Raw genomic sequence first — 16,775 nt, forward strand, 5'->3', positions numbered from 1 at the left:
TCAGTCGTCTACCTCATCCTTCAGTATCCGCCCATCGTGGGCGTCCAGTTCCAGCTCGCGCACCACCCCCTCGCGGGTCAGCAGCTCGACGTCGTACACGAACGCATGGTCCTCTTCCTCCAGCTCGGCCTCGAGCAGGGTGGCGCCGGGGTAACGCTCGAGCGCCTTGCGCATCAATTGGTCGAGGGGCAGGATCACCCCGCTCAGGCGCAGGTCCCGCGCCTCATCCTGATCGAGATCACGCGCCCCGGCGGCGCAGGTCAGCGCCACCAGCAGCATGATGGAAACGAAGCGTAAAAGCGGTTTGCCTTTCATCAATCATCCTGGTGGTTCTTGAGAATGCTGCCCGTGGTCGCGTCCAGCTCGACATCCCATTTGCGGTTCTGGGCGTCACGCACTTCTACCTGATACAGGTAGCGACCGTATTCTTCCTCGAGTTCGCTGTTCTCCAGTTTACCGCCCGGATGCTTGGCAAGGGCAGCTTCATTGAGTTTTTCGAAGGACTGGATGGTACCGGCATCACGCAACTTCAGCGCCTCGTCCGGCCCCAGGTCACGGGCCTGGACGATACCGGCGGTGGCAGTCAGGGTGGCAGCGGCGAACAATGCAGTCAGTGTCTTCACGTTTAACTCCTTGATTGATCTGTTTCGACGGTGTTCAGATTAAGGGGAGCGACTTAACTCAAACTGAATTGCGCCACAGACCAGCTGGCAGCTCACGCTTATACTGTCGCCTTGCCGCTGGAGTCCCGCATGAGCGCCATTCAGATCAAGTACCCCGCCCTCACCCTCAAAGCCGGCCGCCGGGCCATGGCGCGCATTCGCGAACGCAATCTTCAGCCAGCGGATGTCGGCACCCTGCCCGGTGCGGCAGGTGGTCCCAAGGCGCTCGGTATCCAAGGGCTGGACATCGCCCTGTTCGGTGACTGGCTGGCACGCGCACCACGGCAACGTTCCCTGATCGGCGCATCGATTGGCTCCTGGCGCTTCGCCAGTGCCTGTCTGCCAGAGCCGGCCGGCGCGCTGCGACGCCTGGGCGAACTGTATACCGGCATGCGCTTCGCCAAGGGAGTCAGCATGCTTGAAGTGTCCCGGCGCTGTACCCAGATGCTCGACGAGCTGCTCCAGCAGCAAGATGCCGCGGTACTCGACCATGCCTACTACCGGCTCAATATCGTGGTGGTGAAAAGTCACGGTCGGCTTGCCGAGGATGGCCGGCGCGCGCTGGGGCTGGGTCTTTCGTCCGTGATCGGCAGCAACATCCTGGGCCGCCCGCGCCTGGCCCGTCACTTCGAGCGGGTGATTCTCCACGACGCGCGCCTGGCGCCACCCCTGCACCCACTTACCGACTTTCCGTCTCGCTGCCTGCCGCTGGACGTCGGCAACCTGCGCCAGGCACTGCTGGCATCAGGTTCGATCCCATTGGTGATGCAGGGTGTGCGCGACATTCCCGGCGCAGGGCCAGGCACCTACCGCGATGGCGGCCTGCTCGATTACCACTTGGACCTGCCCTACAGCGGTGACGACATCGTGCTGTACCCGCACTTCACAGATCGCGTCATCCCCGGCTGGTTCGACAAGGGCCTGCCCTGGCGGCGCGGTGACGCCAGGCGCCTGCAGGATGTGTTGCTCCTCGCGCCGTCCCGTGAGTACCTGGCCCGTCTGCCCTACGGCAAGCTGCCGGATCGCAAGGATTTCAGTCGTTTTCTGGGCGACGATGCCGGGCGTGAGCGCTATTGGCGCCTGGCCATGGACGAAAGCCGGCGCCTGGGTGATGAGTTTCTCGAGTTGCTCGAGGCCGGCAGCCTGGCAGACCGCCTGCAGCCGCTCTAGGCAGCACGGCCGGTTCGCCGGAAAACCGGCAGTGGCTCGCCCACTGTATTTAAGCGCTTGCCATTATTGATAAAAAAGCGGAGCCAAACGGAACCGAAGACCCGGGTTATTTTCCTATTAACTGTTGATGCCGTTTCAATGGTCGATAACGCAACTGAGTGCGCCAACCGTTGGAAACTTTGATGCTCGTCAACTTCACAATTTAATTTTCGTTTTTTCGAAAAATTAATGCGCCTGGATGTGACTTGCACGGCTCATCGAAACATCAACAGCTACGAACGTCAGCGTTAACAGACAACGCCGACACTATGAGTCATTGGGAAAACCTCGGAGAACCGACCCCATGAACGCTTCGCTGCGTTTCAATGATGCACTGCTGATTGCCGATCGTGCCTTTCAACCGTTTCACTGTGTCGCCTGGGCCCCTCAGGACGGCACCGGCGTGCTGAGCCTGACGGTGGTAGACCGCACCAGCACGCGCCTGATCGATCGTACGCAACTCACCAGCAGCATTTACAGCGATCCGCTAGAGCTGGCCAAGGCATTGGAAAGAACCCGCGACGAACTCAGCCGCAAAGGTTTCGATCTCGCCCCGTGGAGCATGCCGGAATAGAGCGGTGGCCGCTCATTTTTCTGGCTTCATGGAAGTTGCCGCACCCCGGGTGCGGCAACTTGTCTCTGCATTGAAATATCCTCTCCCTGCATTAATCCGCCTACTCACTGCATCTGCAAAACACTGAACTTCCTGTCGTATTCGGCTGGCTAAGCCTGTATCCGTCACAACGAGCTGACCGGCATGCATCATGTAGTCGAAACACTGCTGTCTCCACTGACGAATTCCGTCGTTCATCTATTCGTTGCCACTGCGCTGGATACCACCTTCAGTGCCTCGCCGGGGAGCATTCGATGAGCGATTCGCCGCCGATTCCCGAACTCCCCAACGACCTGCACTACGTCGATGACAGCGGTCCCGGTATCACGCGGCGCAAGCTGCGCGGCAAGTTCTGCTATTTCGACCCCGCTGGCGAGCGCATTCGCGATGACCGGCAGATTGATCGTATCCAAGCACTGGCCATACCACCGGCCTACCTCGATGTGTGGATCTGCCCGGACCCCAAGGGCCACCTGCAAGCCACCGGCCGCGATGCGCGTGGTCGCAAGCAGTACCGCTATCACCCGCGCTGGCGTGAAGTCCGCGATACCGATAAATACGCCAATCTGCTGCTGTTCGGCAAAGCCTTGCCGAAACTGCGCCAGACGGTGGAGCAGCACCTGCTGCTGCCCGAGCACGGTCGCGAAAAGGTCATGGCCACGGTGATCACCCTGCTCGACAACACCCTGATCCGCATCGGCAACGTGCGTTATGCCAAGGAAAACCGCTCTTACGGCCTGACCACCCTGCGAAATCGCCATGTCGAGGTACAGGGCAGCGCCATTCGTTTCCATTTCCGCGGCAAGAGTGGCATCGAGCACGAGGTGGAAGTCAGTGACCGGCGTCTGGCACGTATTATCCGGCGTTGCCTGGAGCTTCCGGGGCAGCATCTGTTCCAGTACCTGGACGCGGATGGCGAACGCCATACCGTGACATCCACCGACATCAACAATTACCTGCGCGAGTTGACCGGCGCCGATTTCACCGCCAAGGATTACCGGACCTGGGCGGGCAGTGCACTGGCCCTGACCCTGTTGCGTGAACTCGAATGGCAGCCGGAGAGCTCGGCCAAGAAGCATGTGGTGGCGATGGTCAAGCAGGTTGCCGAAGAGCTGCGCAACACGCCGGCAGTGTGCCGCAAATGCTACATCCATCCGGCCCTGATAGACGCCTTTCACTCCGGTGAGCTCGCCGATTTGCGCCTCGCTGCGGCGCGCAAGGGGCTGCGATCCGAGGAAAGCCTGCTGATGCGGTTTCTGGAAAAGATACCGGCGGCCTGAGCCCCTCGTCGGGACGTGGCGAGATATGTGGGAATAATGTCATTGCCGCCATATGCTCGCCCGCGCACACTCCGTCCCTCTTCCCCGAGGGATTGCCATGGACGAAAGCAGATGCATCGCCGCTCTGATCTACAACGACTTCATGAGCCTGGACGTGATCGGCCCCTTGCAGGTATTCGCCTCTGCCAACGTTGAGCGCAATCGCCAGGGGCTGGGCGACGCCTACCGCTTGCTGATGCTCGCTGAGCGGGCTGGACCGGTGCGTAGCTCTTCGGGGATGCGCGTGATGGCGGACGCCGCCTGGGCCGACTGTGACCCCGGCAGCCTGGATACCCTGCTGATTCCCGGCGGTCTTGGCGAAGCAGCACAGTGCGAGAACCAGCCCCTGCTGGACTGGCTGCGCAGCGCCGAGCCACGCGTGCGCAGATTCGGATCGGTCTGCTCAGGCGCACTGATCCTTGCCCGTACCGGTCTGCTCGACGGCCACCGGGTGACCACCCACTGGGCCGATATCGACACCCTGCGCCAGCACCGGAAATTGCGCGTCGACAGTGATTGCCTGCACACCTACGACCCCGCTGGCAGCACCGGCAGCCACCATCTGTTCACCTCCGCCGGCGTGACGGCCGGCATCGACCTGGCCCTGGCGCTGGTCGAGGCCGACCTCGGCCGCAGCATGGCGCTGGCCGTGGCGCGACGCCTGGTGATGTTCCTGCGCCGCCCCGGCGGCCAGGCACAGTTCAGTGCCCTGCTTGCCCCGGAACCCAGCCGCACGCCTCGGCTTGCCGAACTGCTGGCCTGGATTCCCGCCAACCTGGGTGCCGACCTGTCCCTGCAAGCGCTGGCCAGCGAAGCGAAGATGGCACCACGCACCCTGTCACGGGTTTTTGCCAAGGAACTGGGCAGCGGCCCGGCGCGTTACGTGGAGCGCGTGCGCCTGGAAGCCGCCCGTGCGCTGCTTCAGGACGCCCAGGCCTCGATTGCCACGGTCGCGCGCCTCACCGGGTTCGGCCACCCGGAGAATCTGCGCCGGGTATTTCACAAACATCTGTCCATCAGCCCTCAACAATACGCCGAGCGTTTCGGCGAGGAGCTATCCCATGCTTGAGCTGCGCCCCAACTGCGAATGCTGTGACCGCGACCTGCCCCCCGAATCCAGCGAAGCGCGCATCTGCTCGTTCGAGTGCACCTATTGCCGGGACTGCGCCAATAGCCACCTGCAAGGCCACTGCCCGAACTGCAACGGCGAACTGGTGCGTCGCCCGATCCGCCCGGCCGCGAAGCTGGCTGCCAACCCGCCGTCGACGTGGCGGGTGCTCAAGGCCGGAGGATGCCATGCTGCTACTGCGTAACCCTGCGTTGCTCATTCTGTTCTTCGCGCAGGCGTTGTATTGGAGCTGCTCGCTGATTGGCATCACCCTCACCGCCCTGATTGGCCTGCAGCTGTCTCCGTACAACAGCCTGGCGACATTGCCTCTGGCTCTGCTGGTGCTGGGTAATCTGCTGGCCACTCATCCGCTGTCGCTGTTCATGCAGCGCCATGGCCGCCGCCCCGGGCTGACGCTCGGCGCAGCAGCCGGCATCCTCGGCGGGCTGGTCAGCGCCCTGGGCGTGTGGCTGGCGGATTTCAATCTGTTCTGCGTGGGTGCCTTGCCAATCGGCGTCTACCAGGCGTCCGCCATGTACTACCGTTTCGCCGCGCTGGAAACGGTGGATGAGGCACACAAGGGGCGCGCCGCGGCCTGGGTGATCGGTGGCGGCGTGTGCGCTGCCCTGTTCGCCCCGACCTTGACGCTGTGGGCGCGCAATGCGCTGAGCGCGCCCTTCGTCGGCGCCTACCTGTTGCTGGCCGTACTGGCTCTGCTGGGATTGCTGCTGCTGAGCGCATTGCGCGAAGGAACAATCCCGGTCGCCCCCCGAGGCAATGCGCGCGAGCTGCTGGCTCGCCCGGCAATCCGCTCTGCGCTTGCCATTACCGCTATCGGCCATGGCCTGATGATCCTGGTGATGAATGCCACACCGCTGGCCATGAGTTTCTGTGGACTGTCTGTGGAGAGTGCCGCACAGGTGATCCAGTGGCACATGCTGGGCATGTTTCTGCCTGCACTGATCGCCGGGCCGCTGGTGGACCGTCTAGGGGGGCGGCGTGTAGCGATGATCGGTATCGTGCTGCTGAGCTGCAGCGCCTCGAGCGCACTGATCGGCCAGGCACAGGTGTACTTTCTGATCTCATCGCTCCTGCTGGGCATCGGCTGGAATCTGATGCTGGTAGCCGGCACCACGCTGCTCGCCCGCGCCCACGGCGCCGAGGAGCGTGGTCGGGCACAAGGGCTGATGGAGCTGGCCAACGGCAGTGTTGCCGCGTGCGCCGCATTCGCTTCCGGCGCGCTCATCACCGGGCTGGGCTGGGGGCTGGTGAATCTGGCCATGCTGCCGCTACTGGCAATTGCCGTCGTGGCTGTGCTGGGCCGCCCGGCGCCACCAACACCTTTAGCGAGCTGAGCAATCAGGCGCCGAATACGGTCACCTGATTGCGGCCATTGCGCTTGGAGGCGTACAACGCCTGATCGGCCCACTGCAGCAGTTGCTGGTGGTCATGACTCGGCTCGCTCAGATCCGCCACACCCAGGCTGATGGTGAAGGGAATCACCTGCCCCTCGTGACGGATCTGCAAGCGCTCGACCACGCTGCGCAGACGCTCGGCGAACACCCGCCCGCCCGCCGAATCGACGTCCGGCAACAGCACCACGAACTCCTCGCCACCGTAGCGTCCGGCAATATCGGTGTCGCGGATCTGCTCGCGGACCGTCTTGGCCAGCCCCTGAATCACCGCATCGCCTGCCTGGTGGCCGAAGGTGTCGTTGACCTTCTTGAAGTGGTCGATATCGAACATCACCAGAGCCGTGCTGCTGCCATAGCGACGATGGCGGGCATGCTCGCGCTTGAGCTCTTCCTCCCAGTAGCCGCGATTGTTCAGGCCGGTCAGCCGATCGGTACGCGACAGGTCCCTGAACTGGTCGCTCATCGACTGTAACTGGCGCTTGTTCACCGCGACGCTGGTCACGTCATAGATGATCAGGCACAGGTGTTCTATCTTGCTGTTGGTGGCCTGCAGCGGCAGGATCGTGGTGTTTTGGTACATGAAGTCTTCCAGGCCGGTAATCGGCTGGTAGTTCTTGAAGCGCACCAGGTAGGGCCGCTGCTCCCAGATGGTGAAGGCCGGGGTGCCGAGGGTGGCGACACTTTCCGCCTTCAGCCGAAACCAGGGCTCGTCGACTTCGGGAAACAGTTCGAAGAACGAACGTTCGGCGGCAGCCTGTGCCGTGCGGCCGGAGTGGTTCTCCATGAAGCTGTTCCACACCTCGACCCGGTAGCTGCGATCCAGCACCACCACCCCTACATCGATGCTCTGCACGATCGCCAGCAGCCAGTGGAACTCGTTGAAATCCATCTTCGCGACCATGTCTGTCATTCCATCAGGTAGGCGAGTTTTTTGTTCAGCAATGGCACCGAGTCTTCGGTGAACAACAACAGCAGGTCGAAGTGAATATCGTGCCCTTCGATGCTGTAGCTCACCTCCACGGCGAGTGTCTGTCGCCAGCGTTGACCATTGATGCGGATCAGCTCGTCGATCGAGGCGTGTTCGCCCAGCACCTGCGGGTGGCCCTGGGAGAAACTCACGTCGAGCTGTTCGGCGATGCCACTCAGGCACGCGCCGATCAGCACGCTGGACATGTCCAGGAGCATTTCCAAAGACGAAGAGGTCTGCTGCTGCCGGCGCATCAGTTTGGCCATGTCGGCCACTTCCGAATCGTGGAAGATCAGCAGTGCTTCACCACAGATACCGCCGCCGATATACCCCTGGCACACCGCCGTCAGCCCGTTGCCGCGTTGCGCATCTGCAAGGGCCATGTGCAGCTCGCTGACTTCGAGAATGTTCACGTTGGGGATCGGCAGTTGCACGAACACTCCCAGCACCCTGGCCAACAGCGCGGCAGCCTGCCCCATGGCGACGTTGATCACCTCGCGGAAAGCATCGCGGAACGATACCCTGGCCTCGCCCGTCGCAGCCACGGTCGCATGGCTCACGGTGGTCGGCATGCTCAGCAACCCCAGCTCGTCCAGGGTCTGGCGCAACAAGTCGGGATCGACGGGCTTTTTCAGGAAAGCCAGCGCCCCGAGTGCCTGCACCCGGCGTATGGCCTCATCCTGAACGTCGCCTGAGACGACGATGACTTTCTGGGCGCGCCCTTCGGCCTTGAGAGCCGCCAGCACGCCGTAACCGTCGAGCACCGGCATGGTGAGGTCGAGCAGCAGCAGGTCGACAGGCGCCGCCCGCAGTTGGTCGAGCGCTTCCTGGCCGTTGCTGGCCAGGCTGACCTTGACTGGCCATTGCACAGGCAAGGCACGCAGCAGCTGCTTGCGGGCCATGTTCGAATCGTCGCAAACGAGAAGAGATACTTCAGGCATTGATGCGCCTCGAGAAGTGAAGCCTGTTTCCGGCTTGTTGCGCTGCGGTGAAAATGCCGCCAACGATGGCACCATCCTGGGACGGGCCGACAATCTATAGCAGAACACTATGCGCTTTTGTTTTTATCCTGACGCCCTGAAACGCACAAGGCGACCGAAGTCGCCTTGTGGAACAGCAGGTACGCCTATCAGTAATACGCGTTTTCACGATTACTGTGGTCGGTCACGTCACGCACGCCCTTGAGCTGGGGAATGCGTTCGAGCAGGGTTTTCTCGATGCCTTCCTTGAGCGTCAGGTCGGCCTGGCCACAGCCCTGGCAACCACCGCCGAACTGCAGCACCGCAATGCCTTCGTCGACCACGTCGATCAGCGTCACCTGGCCGCCATGGCTGGCCAGGCCCGGGTTGATCTCGGTTTGCAGGTAATAGTTGATACGCTCGTTGAGCGGGCTGTCTTCGTTGACCATCGGTACTTTGGCATTCGGTGCCTTGATGGTCAGCTGGCCACCCATGCGATCGGTGGCGTAGTCGACCACGGCGTCTTCCAGAAACGGCTCGCTGACGGCGTCGATCCAGGCAGTGAAGCTGGCCAGGCCGATGGCCTGATCTTCCGGCTTCTGCTCACCGGGCTTGCAGTAGGCGATGCAGGTTTCCGCGTACTGGGTACCGGGCTGGGTGATGAAAACGCGAATGCCGATTCCCGGAGTATTCTGCTTGCTCAACAGGTCTGCCAGGTAATCGTGGGCGGCATCGGTAATGATAATGGTGCTCATGGCAACTCCTCACGGTCATGCGGTGGAGTGTACGCCAAATGGCGCTCGCGGATAAAGTCCTACTATTTTACTCAGGATAGCGCCTGAAGTGAACCGCTGCCGGTTCGCTCACCGATCCAGGCCTTGGCCTGCACGAAAAAGCGCTTTTCGATCAGCTCGTAGCTGGCCCAGGATGCCAGGGCGATCAGCGGCATGCAGGCGGCGATCACCAGGTACGGATTGAGATCCAGGATGGCTTGCAGGTACCACCCCAGGGACAGCACGATCACGTGCAGCAGGTACACCGAGTACGAGCAATCGCCCATCCGCGCCAGCAGGCGACTGTCCTTGAACCAGGGCTCCATGGCGATGCAGGCGGCAACGATCAGCGCACTCGGCACGCCCCAGTGCAGCAGCCGCATGGTGTTGTCGAGGTGATAGATGGCCAGCAACGAGCCGGCGATCAGCAGCAGCGGCAGCCACAGCCCCTGGCGAATCCAGCCGCGCCGGTAAACCATGCCCAGCAATACGCCGAAGAGAAACTCATAGACGATGCTGTTGCGATAGAAGTCGCTGACCCATGGCTGCGTCGCCAGCAGCCCGAAGACCAGCAAGGTGCTGGTGATCAGCAACAGGCGCAAGCGCTGAGGAACCATGAACGCCAGCGCGAACAGCAGGTAGAAGAACATTTCGTAGTTCAGCGTCCAGCCGACGTTGAGCGTGGGGTAAAGGCCGAAACCCGCGGGGTTTTCTGCGGGAATGAACAGCAGCGACATCATCAGGTGCCGCAGGTCGAACGCCTGGTTGGGCATCACCGGGTTGGCGAAGGCGATGATCAGTGCAGCGATCAATGAGTACAGCCAGTACGCCGGGACGATGCGCAGCGCCCGGTTGAGCATGAAACGCCACGGGGTGATGCGCTTGCCTTGGGTGGAGAGGTAGATCACCAGGCCGCTGATGACGAAGAAGATGTCCACACCGACGGCCCCCTTGTCGGTGAACAGATCGCCCATGAAGCTATCTGCCTTGAAATCGAAGAACACCTGCATGACATGATGAAAAACCACCACCCAGGCTGCCAATGCCCGCAATGCCTGCACTGAAATCAGCATAGAACCGCCATTCTCCCTCGCGTTGAAACCGATACGAGGCACCCTGCATTGCAGGCTGCCACAGCGTCCGACCGCGATGGCTGGAGAAAGGTCGAGAGAAATGCCAGGTGGCAGCCCGCCGCGGGCCGACGGGTTTGCGAAAGCCGGGGGGTCAGAGGTTCTGGTAGCGATTCATGTCCAGCACGCCCGCCTCCTGAGGGTCATGTTCGCGGATGTGTGCGCTCAGGTCGTGGAAATACCGCCAGAACTGTGGATGGGTGCGGCGGATGCCCCAGCGCTCGACCACGGTTTCGAAGGAGGAGGTGTCGCTGACCTGCTCCAGTGCCGCGACGAAATCCGCCACCTGGCTGGCCGGTACCGAGAACACGAAATTCGGATAGCTGGTCAGCACCTCCGGGTAGAGGGTCAGGGTGTCCAGGCGAGGCTGGTAGCGCAGATCCTCGCCTAGCATGAAGGCCACGTTGCTATGGGCACGGTTGCGCAACAGGCTGTAGACCTCACGCCGTCCATTGCCGGCTTCGACGCGTAGCAAGGTCGCTTCCGGCAACTGATGGATCACCTTGAGTTGCGAGGCAGGCCTGGACGCCAGGCGACTCAGTGCCTGTTCCGCCTGCTGCAGGTCGGCGGGCAGGCCATCGCGATGGCAGTGTTGACCGGTACAGCGATTGATCGGGTCAGGCCGTGCGTTGAGGGCGGCGAAGCGCTGCAGCAACTGCTCGGCGAACTGCCGCTTGGGATTTTCGCCAGAAAGCGGCAGGCCGCTCGGGGTTTTCCGGTCCAGCGGGTAGTAATCCATCCACGCCTTGAGCTTGCCGCTCTTCTGATACCAGTCGCTGAACAGCCCGGAACGCGCGTCGGCAGGCATCAGGCGCAGGAAGTTCTGCTCCGCCCCGTTGCGGATCAGGTCGAAATACAGGCGAGTCTGCGCCTGATGCGAGACATTGCCGAACACGTCGAAATTCACCACCAGTTGGTAGTAGGTACGTTCGAGCAGGGGGTAATCCATCCACCACAGGGTCTGCGGGATTTCTCCGATCAACCCGGTGCGCACCGAAGCGCTGTCATAGTGGCGAAAGATCGACAGCAGGGCATTGTCGTTGCCACGCCAGATGTGCGACCAGTCGGGCGCCGGGGCCACCGCATAACCTGCGGTGCGCAATGCCTCGTAGTCGTTGCGCTTGTTGCGGTAGGCACGCCACAGGCCCAGCAGATCCTCGATTTGGTCGAGCTGGCCGGGCATGGACAACAGCGGCGTGGTCTCGCCCCGGTAAGCAGGGTCGGTGATGTACAGGTCGTGCTGCGGATCCTGGAACACCACCCAGAAGTTGTCGCGGATCACGTCGGTGGCGATCTGCCCGCGGCACACCGGCCCACGGATAAAGGTGCGCACGAAGTATTCGGCGTTATCGAGCATGAACTGATAACGCGCCTGGGCCGGAATCGCCTCGAAGGTTTCGAACGGGTTGGCGCGGCGCTGCACCCCGTAGCCCGGCACCACGCCCACCTGCCAGTCGCTACCGAAAAACAGCGATTTGACCCGGGCCAGCTTCTCGGCGCTCAGCGGGTAGGTGATGTGGGTCTTGTGGACGATCACGCCCTGAATCGGCATCAGGCGATAATGGACGGTGGTACCGGGATCGTCATTGGGACGTCGGGTGGCGATGATGTCCACCGGCTGGCCGCTCGGCGTGCGCGAACGCACCAGCTGGAAGAAGTGCCCGGGTTCGCCACCCTTGAAGTGCAGGTGAGCGAGAAACAGATGCTCATACAGCCAGCGGCTGACCAGGCCCTGCTCGTCACCCGGGGCGTTGAGAAAACGCTCCCACTCGGCGATCTGCCGCGCTTCGCCTGCACTGGGTTGCAATGCCTGCTCGTCGAGCGGCGCGCCCTGCTCCAGCCAGCGCTGCACCGTCTGGTAGTCCTGCGCGGTCAGGCCGGTGACCGCGAACGGCATGCCGGCCATTGGGTTCTTGGCCGCGAACGCCTCGAACTCGCCGGGCAACGGACACTGGTTTTCCCGGTCGATGCCAATGACCAGGTCCTTGGGCAGCTTGCTGTTGGCGGGTAAAGGCGTGGCATGCCCGAGCTCGAGCATGCGCGCCATCAATGCAGCCTGGCCGCCCTGCTGTTCGAGTACCGAGTGGAAATCCTTGCGGCGCCAGGCCGGCTCACCGTGGGCGTCCATGAACAGACGTGTGGTGGCCTGGGTCTTGGTGCGCGTACCGTCATAGACCGTGGCCTTGCTGGCACCGCGCTCGACGCCTTCGCCACTGCCCAGGTTGAGCTGGCAAGGCGCGTCGTAACAGGCATGACAGGCCACGCAGTTCTGGGTGAAGATCGGCTGGATGTCCCGGCTGTAGGACACCTCCCCTGCTATCGCCGATGCGCTGATCACTACAAGGCAAACACTCAACAGCAGCCGGTAACGCATGGTCTCAATTCCACGAAGATAGCCGGCCATTCTAACCGTCCCGCCTGTGCCATCGCTATGCCGCCATGCGCCGGAGATGGGGAGCCACGCAGGCATTGGCAACATGAACATAATTCATGCACGACGGTGATACGCAGAAAAAGCAGCAACTTTTGGTATGATCGCGGCCTTTGTCGCAGCCTCCCGTCCAGAGCCTTTTCCATGCCCCTGTCAGATCGTAGCGCCCGCCTCCAAGCACTTAAGCTAGCCCTCGAGGATCGAATCCTGATTCTCGACGGCGGCATGGGCACCATGATCCAGAGCTACAAGCTGGAAGAGGCCGACTATCGCGGCGAGCGCTTCGCCGACTGGCCGAGCGACGTCAAGGGCAACAACGACCTGCTGCTGCTCAGCCAGCCGCAGATCATCGCGGCCATCGAGACGGCTTATCTGGATGCCGGCGCCGACATCCTGGAAACCAACACCTTCAACGCCACCCAGGTGTCCCAGGCAGACTACGGCATGGAATCGCTGGCCTATGAACTGAACCTGGCCGGTGCCCGGGTGGCCCGCGAGGTGGCCGATGCCAAGACCCTGGAAACCCCGGATCGCCCGCGTTTCGTCGCCGGCGTACTGGGGCCTACCAGCCGCACCTGCTCGATCTCTCCGGACGTCAACGATCCGGGCTACCGCAACGTCACCTTCGACGAACTGGTGGACAACTACACCGAGGCCACCCGTGGCCTGATCGCGGGCGGCGCCGACCTGATTCTGATCGAGACCATCTTCGACACCTTAAATGCCAAGGCGGCGATCTTCGCCGTACAACAGGTGTTCGACGAGGATGGCGTCGAGCTTCCGATCATGATCTCCGGCACCATTACCGACGCCTCCGGCCGCACGCTGTCCGGGCAGACCACCGAAGCGTTCTGGAACTCGGTGGCCCACGCCAAGCCGATTTCCGTGGGCCTCAACTGCGCCCTCGGCGCCGCCGACCTGCGGCCCTATCTGGAAGAACTGTCGAACAAGGCTGGCACTCACGTTTCCGCGCACCCCAACGCCGGTCTGCCCAACGCCTTCGGTGAATACGACGAGACACCCGCGGAAATGGCCGCGGTGGTCGAAGAGTTCGCCGCCAGCGGCTTCCTCAATATCATCGGCGGTTGCTGCGGCACCACCCCTGGGCATATCCAGGCCATTGCCGAAGCGGTCGCCAAGTACCCGCCGCGCTTGATCCCGGATATCCCGAAGGCCTGCCGTCTGTCCGGCCTGGAGCCGTTCACCATCGATCGCAAGTCGCTGTTCGTGAACGTCGGCGAGCGCACCAACATCACCGGCTCGGCCAAGTTCGCCCGGCTGATCCGTGAAGAGAACTACACCGAGGCACTGGAAGTCGCCCTGCAGCAGGTGGAAGCCGGCGCCCAGGTGATCGACATCAACATGGATGAGGGCATGCTCGACTCCAAGGCGGCCATGGTCAGGTTCCTCAACCTGATCGCCGGCGAGCCGGACATTTCCCGCGTGCCGATCATGATCGACTCCTCCAAGTGGGAAGTGATCGAAGCCGGCCTCAAGTGCATCCAGGGCAAAGGCATCGTCAACTCGATCTCCATGAAGGAAGGCGTCGAGCAATTCAAGCACCATGCCAAGCTGTGCAAGCGCTATGGCGCCGCTGTGGTGGTGATGGCCTTCGACGAGGCCGGCCAGGCCGATACGGCCGCCCGCAAACGCGAGATCTGCCAGCGCAGCTACGACATTCTGGTGGGCGAGGTGGGCTTCCCGCCAGAAGACATCATCTTCGACCCGAACATCTTCGCCGTCGCCACCGGTATCGAGGAACACAACAACTACGCCGTGGACTTCATCGAGGCCTGCGCCTTCATTCGCGACAACCTGCCCTACGCCCTGTCGAGCGGCGGCGTGTCCAACGTGTCGTTCTCGTTCCGCGGTAACAACCCGGTGCGCGAAGCGATCCACTCGGTGTTCCTCTACTACGCGATCCAGAACGGCCTGGCCATGGGCATCGTCAACGCCGGCCAGTTGGAAATCTACGATGAGATTCCCAAGGAGTTGCGCGACAAGGTCGAGGACGTGGTGCTCAACCGCACACCGGGCGGCACCGATGCGCTGCTGGCCATCGCCGACAACTACCGTGGCGGCGGCGCGGTCAAGGAAGTGGAAAACGAGGAGTGGCGCTCGCTGGCGGTCGACAAACGCCTCGAACATGCGCTGGTCAAGGGCATCACCGCCTTTATCGTCGAAGACACCGAGGAGTGCCGCCAGCAATGCGCGCGGCCCATCGAGGTCATCGAAGGCCCGCTGATGAGCGGCATGAACATCGTCGGCGACCTGTTCGGCTCGGGCAAGATGTTCCTGCCCCAGGTGGTCAAGTCCGCCCGCGTGATGAAACAGGCGGTGGCCCACCTCATTCCGTTCATCGAAGCCGAAAAAGGCGACAAGCCGGAAGCCAAGGGCAAGATTCTCATGGCCACGGTCAAGGGCGACGTGCATGACATCGGCAAGAACATCGTCGGCGTGGTGCTCGGCTGCAACGGCTATGACATCGTCGACCTCGGCGTGATGGTGCCGACGGAAAAGATCCTGCAGACCGCCATCGCCGAGAAGTGCGACATCATCGGCCTGTCCGGCCTGATCACCCCATCGCTGGACGAAATGGTCCACGTCGCCAAGGAAATGCAGCGCCAGGGCTTCACGCTGCCCTTGATGATTGGCGGCGCCACCACCTCCAAGGCGCATACCGCGGTGAAGATAGACCCGCAGTACAGCAATGACGCGGTGGTCTACGTCACCGACGCCTCGCGCGCCGTGGGCGTGGCCACGCAGCTGCTGTCCAAGGAGCTCAAAGCCGACTTCGTGCAGCGTACCCGCGACGATTACGTGGTGGTGCGCGAACGCACCTCGGCCCGCGCCTCGCGTACCGAGCGGCTGAGTTACGACAAGGCCATCGCCAACAAGCCGACGTTCGACTGGGCCGGTTACACCGCGCCGAAGCCGAGCTTCACCGGCGTGAAGGTGCTCGATGACATCGACCTCAACGTGCTGGCCGAATATATCGACTGGACGCCGTTCTTCATCTCCTGGGACCTGGCCGGCAAGTACCCGCGCATCCTCACCGACGAGGTGGTCGGCGAAGCGGCCACCAGCCTGTTCAACGACGCCAGGGTGGTCCTCAGGAAGCTGATAGACGAGAAGCTGATAAAGGCCCGCGCCGTATTCGGCTTCTGGCCGGCCAACCAGGTGCGCGACGACGACATCGAAGTCTATGGCGACGACGGCCAGCCGCTCGCCACCCTGCACCACCTGCGCCAGCAGACCATCAAGCCTGACGGCAAGCCGAACCTGTCCCTGGCCGACTTCGTCGCGCCGAAGGATAGCGGCATCGGCGACTACGTCGGCGGCTTCATCACCACCGCGGGCATCGGCGCCGAGGAAGTGGCCAAGGCCTACGAGGCCAATGGCGACGACTACAACTCGATCATGGTCAAGGCACTGGCCGACCGCCTCGCCGAAGCCTGCGCCGAATGGCTGCACGAGTGCGTGCGCAAGGAGCACTGGGGCTATCAGCCGGATGAGCACCTGAGCAATGACGACCTGATCAAGGAAGCCTACAAGGGCATCCGCCCTGCCCCCGGTTACCCGGCCTGCCCGGATCACACCGAGAAAAGAACTCTATTCAACCTGCTCGACCCCGAGGCCGACTACCACAAGGCGGGCCGCAGCGGCGTATTCCTCACCGAGCACTACGCCATGTTCCCTGCAGCGGCTGTCAGCGGTTGGTACTTCGCCCACCCGGAGGCTCAGTACTTCGCCGTCGGCAAGGTCGACAAGGACCAGATCGAGCAATATAGCGAGCGCAAGAATCAGGACATCGCGGTCAGCGAACGCTGGCTGGCACCCAACCTGGGGTATGACGAATGAGTGATCAAGCTTACCTGCTCGACCAGTTGGAAACCGCCGATATGCTGGAGATCGATGGCCTGCATGCCTTCGACTTCCAGCTCGACGACATCCTGCTCGACCAGGCCGAGGCTGCAGCCGAAGCCGATCAGCCGTTCGCCAGCGAAGCCAGCGTCCTGATCATCGAGGTGCAGGACGGTCGTGAGCGCAAGCGCTGGCAGTTCAGCTATAACGCGGTGATGGAAGCCGAATATCGAGCTGCCGATGACAGCTGGGCACTGGGCGATCATCAACTGCGGTGTTTCGCGGCGACCGCTGCCAATAGCGACGACGAGTAACCCGTTCCCTA

At 62.4% G+C, this 16,775-nt stretch carries 15 protein-coding genes; 8 read left to right on the forward strand and 7 right to left on the reverse strand.

The genetic code is table 11. The features are described 5' to 3' along the window. Together BLR94_RS16895 and BLR94_RS16900 are read right to left on the reverse strand one after the other, a co-directional pair. Positions 1 to 315: a PepSY domain-containing protein gene (locus tag BLR94_RS16895; RefSeq protein WP_084307334.1), complete on the reverse strand. Its 315-nt coding sequence runs from the start codon at positions 313 to 315 to the stop codon at positions 1 to 3. Continuing rightward, entirely contained in the window at positions 315 to 623 is a 309-nt protein-coding gene (locus tag BLR94_RS16900) for a PepSY domain-containing protein (protein ID WP_084307333.1), read from the reverse strand. Before BLR94_RS16900 ends, BLR94_RS16895 begins: the two co-directional genes overlap by 1 nt. 129 nt (positions 624 to 752) lie before the next feature. Here BLR94_RS16900 and BLR94_RS16905 point away from each other — a divergent pair, with 129 nt between their 5' ends. From BLR94_RS16905 to BLR94_RS16930, 6 genes are all read left to right on the forward strand, one after another. Then, entirely contained in the window at positions 753 to 1,832 is a 1,080-nt protein-coding gene (locus tag BLR94_RS16905; protein WP_084307332.1) for a patatin-like phospholipase domain-containing protein, read from the forward strand. 343 nt (positions 1,833 to 2,175) lie between these two features. Beyond that, entirely contained in the window at positions 2,176 to 2,445 is a 270-nt protein-coding gene (locus BLR94_RS16910; RefSeq protein WP_084307331.1) for a hypothetical protein, read from the forward strand. A 293-nt stretch (positions 2,446 to 2,738) separates the two neighbouring features. Next, on the forward strand, positions 2,739 to 3,764 hold the full coding sequence (locus tag BLR94_RS16915) for a DNA topoisomerase IB (RefSeq protein ID WP_084307330.1): 1,026 nt from the start codon (positions 2,739 to 2,741) through the stop codon (positions 3,762 to 3,764). Positions 3,765 to 3,861: 97 nt separating this feature from the next. Then, complete coding sequence (locus BLR94_RS16920) at positions 3,862 to 4,872, forward strand: GlxA family transcriptional regulator (protein ID WP_084307329.1); 1,011 nt, start codon at positions 3,862 to 3,864, stop codon at positions 4,870 to 4,872. Continuing rightward, entirely contained in the window at positions 4,865 to 5,116 is a 252-nt protein-coding gene (locus tag BLR94_RS16925) for a DUF1272 domain-containing protein (protein ID WP_084307328.1), read from the forward strand. Before BLR94_RS16920 ends, BLR94_RS16925 begins: the two co-directional genes overlap by 8 nt. Next, complete coding sequence (locus tag BLR94_RS16930) at positions 5,100 to 6,266, forward strand: MFS transporter (protein ID WP_084307327.1); 1,167 nt, start codon at positions 5,100 to 5,102, stop codon at positions 6,264 to 6,266. The genes BLR94_RS16925 and BLR94_RS16930 overlap by 17 nt, the downstream gene beginning before the upstream one ends. Before the next feature lie 4 nt (positions 6,267 to 6,270). Here the strand turns inward: BLR94_RS16930 and BLR94_RS16935 are convergent, their stop codons facing one another. The 5 genes from BLR94_RS16935 to BLR94_RS16955 all read right to left on the reverse strand — a co-directional run bounded on the left by BLR94_RS16935 (position 6,271) and on the right by BLR94_RS16955 (position 12,529). Then, positions 6,271 to 7,227, reverse strand: a complete 957-nt coding sequence (locus tag BLR94_RS16935) for a sensor domain-containing diguanylate cyclase (RefSeq protein ID WP_084307326.1) — start codon at positions 7,225 to 7,227, stop codon at positions 6,271 to 6,273. A gap of 5 nt (positions 7,228 to 7,232) precedes the next feature. Beyond that, the gene (locus tag BLR94_RS16940; protein ID WP_084307325.1) at positions 7,233 to 8,234 is read right to left on the reverse strand and encodes a response regulator; all 1,002 of its coding nucleotides are present in this window, start codon (positions 8,232 to 8,234) and stop codon (positions 7,233 to 7,235) included. A 188-nt stretch (positions 8,235 to 8,422) separates the two neighbouring features. Continuing rightward, a complete protein-coding gene (nfuA, locus tag BLR94_RS16945; RefSeq protein WP_084307324.1) occupies positions 8,423 to 9,007 on the reverse strand; it encodes a Fe-S biogenesis protein NfuA in 585 nt (194 codons plus the stop codon). A 71-nt stretch (positions 9,008 to 9,078) separates the two neighbouring features. Beyond that, the gene (locus BLR94_RS16950; protein ID WP_084307323.1) at positions 9,079 to 10,098 is read right to left on the reverse strand and encodes an acyltransferase family protein; all 1,020 of its coding nucleotides are present in this window, start codon (positions 10,096 to 10,098) and stop codon (positions 9,079 to 9,081) included. A 151-nt stretch (positions 10,099 to 10,249) separates the two neighbouring features. Next, on the reverse strand, positions 10,250 to 12,529 hold the full coding sequence (locus tag BLR94_RS16955; RefSeq protein WP_084307322.1) for a fatty acid cis/trans isomerase: 2,280 nt from the start codon (positions 12,527 to 12,529) through the stop codon (positions 10,250 to 10,252). Positions 12,530 to 12,730: 201 nt separating this feature from the next. On the opposite strand from BLR94_RS16955, the gene metH reads away from it, so the two are divergent. Both metH and BLR94_RS16965 read left to right on the forward strand, forming a co-directional pair. Next, entirely contained in the window at positions 12,731 to 16,447 is a 3,717-nt protein-coding gene (gene metH / locus BLR94_RS16960) for a methionine synthase (protein WP_090423729.1), read from the forward strand. After that, positions 16,444 to 16,764 carry a DUF5629 family protein gene (locus BLR94_RS16965; protein ID WP_084307321.1) on the forward strand — a complete coding sequence of 107 codons (321 nt, stop codon included), beginning with the start codon at positions 16,444 to 16,446 and terminating at the stop codon, positions 16,762 to 16,764. The genes metH and BLR94_RS16965 overlap by 4 nt, the downstream gene beginning before the upstream one ends. Positions 16,765 to 16,775: the final 11 nt, after the last annotated feature.

This window comes from Phytopseudomonas flavescens, from assembly GCF_900100535.1.
Taxonomy (GTDB): Bacteria; Pseudomonadota; Gammaproteobacteria; order Pseudomonadales; family Pseudomonadaceae; genus Aquipseudomonas; species Aquipseudomonas flavescens.